The organism is Streptococcus mitis, from assembly GCF_003942685.1.
GTDB classification, from domain to species: Bacteria; Bacillota; Bacilli; order Lactobacillales; family Streptococcaceae; genus Streptococcus; species Streptococcus mitis_CD.
Map to the genome: position 1 here is coordinate 1 of NZ_RJNR01000030.1, position 5,208 is coordinate 5,208.

2 tRNA genes and 3 rRNA genes are annotated in these 5,208 nt (G+C 49.7%); all 5 read right to left on the reverse strand.

What is annotated here, in order from left to right:
- Window position 1 precedes the first annotated feature (1 nt).
- Window positions 2–117: ribosomal RNA gene (gene rrf / locus D8855_RS10295) — 5S ribosomal RNA — on the reverse strand.
- 76 nt (window positions 118–193) lie between these two features.
- Window positions 194–3,095, reverse strand: a 23S ribosomal RNA gene (locus tag D8855_RS10300).
- Between the two features lie 125 nt (window positions 3,096–3,220).
- A tRNA-Ala gene (locus D8855_RS10305) sits at window positions 3,221–3,293 on the reverse strand.
- A 51-nt stretch (window positions 3,294–3,344) separates the two neighbouring features.
- Window positions 3,345–4,890: ribosomal RNA gene (locus tag D8855_RS10310) — 16S ribosomal RNA — on the reverse strand.
- The 16S, 23S and 5S rRNA genes sit together here with 2 tRNA genes alongside, the layout of an rRNA operon.
- A gap of 240 nt (window positions 4,891–5,130) precedes the next feature.
- A tRNA-Glu gene (locus tag D8855_RS10315) sits at window positions 5,131–5,202 on the reverse strand.
- Window positions 5,203–5,208: the final 6 nt, after the last annotated feature.

Below are 5,208 nucleotides of genomic sequence, written 5' to 3' on the forward strand. Positions count from 1 at the left end.
AGCTAAGCGACTTCCATATCTCACAGGGGGCAACCCCCAACTACTTCCGGCGTTCTAGGGCTTAACTTCTGTGTTCGGCATGGGTACAGGTGTATCTCCTAGGCTATCGTCACTTAACTCTGAGTAATACCTACTCAAAATTGAATATCTATTCAAACCAAGAAAACCGTTCGCTTTCATATTCTCAGTTACTTTGGATAAGTCCTCGAGCTATTAGTATTAGTCCGCTACATGTGTCGCCACACTTCCACTTCTAACCTATCTACCTGATCATCTCTCAGGGCTCTTACTGATATAAAATCATGGGAAATCTCATCTTGAGGTGGGTTTCACACTTAGATGCTTTCAGCGTTTATCCCTTCCCTACATAGCTACCCAGCGATGCCTTTGGCAAGACAACTGGTACACCAGCGGTAAGTCCACTCTGGTCCTCTCGTACTAGGAGCAGATCCTCTCAAATTTCCTACGCCCGCGACGGATAGGGACCGAACTGTCTCACGACGTTCTGAACCCAGCTCGCGTGCCGCTTTAATGGGCGAACAGCCCAACCCTTGGGACCGACTACAGCCCCAGGATGCGACGAGCCGACATCGAGGTGCCAAACCTCCCCGTCGATGTGAACTCTTGGGGGAGATAAGCCTGTTATCCCCAGGGTAGCTTTTATCCGTTGAGCGATGGCCCTTCCATACGGAACCACCGGATCACTAAGCCCGACTTTCGTCCCTGCTCGAGTTGTAGCTCTCGCAGTCAAGCTCCCTTATACCTTTACACTCTGCGAATGATTTCCAACCATTCTGAGGGAACCTTTGGGCGCCTCCGTTACCTTTTAGGAGGCGACCGCCCCAGTCAAACTGCCCGTCAGACACTGTCTCCGATAGGGATCACCTATCCGGGTTAGAGTGGCCATAACACAAGGGTAGTATCCCAACAACGTCTCCTTCGAAACTGGCGTCCCGATCTCATAGACTCCTACCTATCCTGTACATGTGGTACAGACACTCAATATCAAACTGCAGTAAAGCTCCATGGGGTCTTTCCGTCCTGTCGCGGGTAACCTGCATCTTCACAGGTACTAAAATTTCACCGAGTCTCTCGTTGAGACAGTGCCCAAATCATTACGCCTTTCGTGCGGGTCGGAACTTACCCGACAAGGAATTTCGCTACCTTAGGACCGTTATAGTTACGGCCGCCGTTTACTGGGGCTTCAATTCATACCTTCGCTTACGCTAAGCACTCCTCTTAACCTTCCAGCACCGGGCAGGCGTCACCCCCTATACATCATCTTACGATTTAGCAGAGAGCTGTGTTTTTGATAAACAGTTGCTTGGGCCTATTCACTGCGGCTGACGTAAAGTCAGCACCCCTTCTCCCGAAGTTACGGGGTCATTTTGCCGAGTTCCTTAACGAGAGTTCTCTCGCTCACCTGAGGCTACTCGCCTCGACTACCTGTGTCGGTTTGCGGTACGGGTAGAGTATGTTTAAACGCTAGAAGCTTTTCTTGGCAGTGTGACGTCACTAACTTCGCTACTAAACTTCGCTCCCCATCACAGCTCAATGTTAAAGATATAAGCATTTGACTCATATCACACCTCACTGCTTAGACAGACTCTTCCAATCGTCTGCTTTAGTTAGCCTACTGCGTCCCTCCATCACTACATACTCTAGTACAGGAATATCAACCTGTTGTCCATCGGATACACCTTTCGGTCTCTCCTTAGGTCCCGACTAACCCAGGGCGGACGAGCCTTCCCCTGGAAACCTTAGTCTTACGGTGGACAGGATTCTCACCTGTCTTTCGCTACTCATACCGGCATTCTCACTTCTATGCGTTCCAGCGCTCCTCACGGTACACCTTCATCACACATAGAACGCTCTCCTACCATACCTATAAAGGTATCCACAGCTTCGGTAAATTGTTTTAGCCCCGGTACATTTTCGGCGCAGGGTCACTCGACTAGTGAGCTATTACGCACTCTTTGAATGAATAGCTGCTTCTAAGCTAACATCCTAGTTGTCTGTGCAACCCCACATCCTTTTCCACTTAACAATTATTTTGGGACCTTAGCTGGTGGTCTGGGCTGTTTCCCTTTCGACTACGGATCTTAGCACTCGCAGTCTGACTGCCGACCATAATTCATTGGCATTCGGAGTTTATCTGAGATTGGTAATCCGGGATGGACCCCTCACCCAAACAGTGCTCTACCTCCAAGAATCTCTAATGTCGACGCTAGCCCTAAAGCTATTTCGGAGAGAACCAGCTATCTCCAAGTTCGTTTGGAATTTCTCCGCTACCCACAAGTCATCCAAGCACTTTTCAACGTGCCCTGGTTCGGTCCTCCAGTGCGTCTTACCGCACCTTCAACCTGCTCATGGGTAGGTCACATGGTTTCGGGTCTACGTCATGATACTAAGGCGCCCTATTCAGACTCGGTTTCCCTACGGCTCCGTCTCTTCAACTTAACCTCGCATCATAACGTAACTCGCCGGTTCATTCTACAAAAGGCACGCTCTCACCCATTAACGGGCTCGAACTTGTTGTAGGCACACGGTTTCAGGTTCTATTTCACTCCCCTCCCGGGGTGCTTTTCACCTTTCCCTCACGGTACTGGTTCACTATCGGTCACTAGGGAGTATTTAGGGTTGGGAGATGGTCCTCCCAGATTCCGACGGGATTTCACGTGTCCCGCCGTACTCAGGATACTGCTAGGTACAAAGACTATTTTAAATACGAGGCTATTACTCTCTTTGGCTGATCTTCCCAAATCATTCTTCTATAATCTTTGAGTCCACATTGCAGTCCTACAACCCCGAAGAGTAAACTCTTCGGTTTGCCCTTCTGCCGTTTCGCTCGCCGCTACTAAGGCAATCGCTTTTGCTTTCTCTTCCTGCAGCTACTTAGATGTTTCAGTTCACTGCGTCTTCCTCCTCACATCCTTAACAGATGCGGGTAACAGGTAGTACCTGTTGGGTTCCCCCATTCGGAAATCCCTGGATCATCGCTTACTTACAGCTACCCAAGGCATATCGTCGTTTGTCACGTCCTTCTTCGGCTCCTAGTGCCAAGGCATCCACCGTGCGCCCTTATTAACTTAACCTTATTTTTCTGACCTTTCAGTCATAAACTCTTATTAATACTACAGCGTTTTCGGTTTATTTTCTTGTTACTATTTGATATAGATATTCAATTTTCAATGTGCATTACTTGGTGATCTCTCACCAATGGAGCCTAGCGGGATCGAACCGCTGACCTCCTGCGTGCAAAGCAGGCGCTCTCCCAGCTGAGCTAAGGCCCCACAAGACCTCTCAAGACTAAACAAGACCAATGCGCAGTTCCTTATCCTTAGAAAGGAGGTGATCCAGCCGCACCTTCCGATACGGCTACCTTGTTACGACTTCACCCCAATCATCTATCCCACCTTAGGCGGCTGGCTCCTTACGGTTACCTCACCGACTTCGGGTGTTACAAACTCTCGTGGTGTGACGGGCGGTGTGTACAAGGCCCGGGAACGTATTCACCGCGGCGTGCTGATCCGCGATTACTAGCGATTCCGACTTCATGTAGGCGAGTTGCAGCCTACAATCCGAACTGAGACTGGCTTTAAGAGATTAGCTTGCCGTCACCGGCTTGCGACTCGTTGTACCAGCCATTGTAGCACGTGTGTAGCCCAGGTCATAAGGGGCATGATGATTTGACGTCATCCCCACCTTCCTCCGGTTTATTACCGGCAGTCTCGCTAGAGTGCCCAACTGAATGATGGCAACTAACAATAGGGGTTGCGCTCGTTGCGGGACTTAACCCAACATCTCACGACACGAGCTGACGACAACCATGCACCACCTGTCACCTCTGTCCCGAAGGAAAACTCTATCTCTAGAGCGGTCAAAGGGATGTCAAGACCTGGTAAGGTTCTTCGCGTTGCTTCGAATTAAACCACATGCTCCACCGCTTGTGCGGGCCCCCGTCAATTCCTTTGAGTTTCAACCTTGCGGTCGTACTCCCCAGGCGGAGTGCTTAATGCGTTAGCTACGGCACTAAACCCCGGAAAGGGTCTAACACCTAGCACTCATCGTTTACGGCGTGGACTACCAGGGTATCTAATCCTGTTTGCTCCCCACGCTTTCGAGCCTCAGCGTCAGTTACAAGCCAGAGAGCCGCTTTCGCCACCGGTGTTCCTCCATATATCTACGCATTTCACCGCTACACATGGAATTCCACTCTCCCCTCTTGCACTCAAGTTAAACAGTTTCCAAAGCGTACTATGGTTAAGCCACAGCCTTTAACTTCAGACTTATCTAACCGCCTGCGCTCGCTTTACGCCCAATAAATCCGGACAACGCTCGGGACCTACGTATTACCGCGGCTGCTGGCACGTAGTTAGCCGTCCCTTTCTGGTAAGATACCGTCACAGTGTGAACTTTCCACTCTCACACTCGTTCTTCTCTTACAACAGAGCTTTACGATCCGAAAACCTTCTTCACTCACGCGGCGTTGCTCGGTCAGACTTCCGTCCATTGCCGAAGATTCCCTACTGCTGCCTCCCGTAGGAGTCTGGGCCGTGTCTCAGTCCCAGTGTGGCCGATCACCCTCTCAGGTCGGCTATGTATCGTCGCCTTGGTGAGCCGTTACCCCACCAACTAGCTAATACAACGCAGGTCCATCTGGTAGTGATGCAATTGCACCTTTTAAGCAAATGTCATGCAACATCTACTCTTATGCGGTATTAGCTATCGTTTCCAATAGTTATCCCCCGCTACCAGGCAGGTTACCTACGCGTTACTCACCCGTTCGCAACTCATCCGGAGAAGCAAGCTCCTCCTTCAGCGTTCTACTTGCATGTATTAGGCACGCCGCCAGCGTTCGTCCTGAGCCAGGATCAAACTCTCATTAAAAGTTTGAGTTCTCACTCATTTCTGTCACTGACAGATTTATTGTTTTTTCATTGTTCAGTACTACAACCTTAGTTGTAGTGCCCTGCACATTGGTTCGTCTTGTTCAGTTTTCAAAGGTCTTTGTCACTCACTTCTCTCAAGTGACAACTATATTAGTATATCACAGCCGCTTTCGCTTGTCAACACTTTTTTGAAACTTTTTTAACTTTTTTCATCAAGTGCCTCAACCACAATACACCATAGTCCGTACGGGATTCGAACCCGTGTTACCGCCGTGAAAAGGCGGTGTCTTAACCCCTTGACCAACGGACCTGAGTT